Genomic DNA, 466 nt, shown 5'->3' with positions numbered 1-466 from the left:
CGCATAGGGTGGTGAGGCAGGCACGGCCCCGTCAAGCGGCGGATCGGTTGCGACCGCTTGGTTCATGCGTTATAACGCGCGTATGAACATGGCGCTCAAGGTCAAGAAGATCGGCAACTCGGCGGGCCTCATCCTGCCCAAGGAGCTGCTGACGAAGCTCAGGGTGGGGCCGGGCGACACCATCTACGTGACCGAGTCGCCGGACGGCCTGCGTCTGACGGCAGCCGATCCCGATTTCGTGGCCAAGATGGCCGTAGCCGAGACCATCATGCGCGAGGATCGTGATATCCTGCGCGTGCTCGCCCAGTAAGCACGGCTTCCTGTGATGTCGGATCAGGAGCCGGTCTGGATCGGGCTGGACGTCATCCTTGCCGTTCACGACCGCCAATTGTCCGAACATGGCGGACCGGCCGGGGTGCGCGACCAGGGGCTGCTCGAATCGGCGCTTGCCCGGCCGATACACCGC

Annotated in this window: 1 protein-coding gene; it reads left to right on the top strand. The window is 64.8% G+C overall.

What is annotated here, in order from left to right; genetic code table 11:
* Window positions 1-88: 88 nt before the first annotated feature.
* Window positions 89-310 carry an AbrB/MazE/SpoVT family DNA-binding domain-containing protein gene (locus AC2JF9_RS08955; protein ID WP_500727064.1) on the top strand — a complete coding sequence of 74 codons (222 nt, stop codon included), beginning with the start codon at window positions 89-91 and terminating at the stop codon, window positions 308-310.
* Window positions 311-466: the final 156 nt, after the last annotated feature.

It is taken from the genome of Lactobacillus sp. C449L (genome assembly GCF_059900815.1).
The sequence above is the reverse complement of the archived record's forward strand: the minus strand, read 5'-3'. Positions and strand labels throughout refer to the sequence as shown.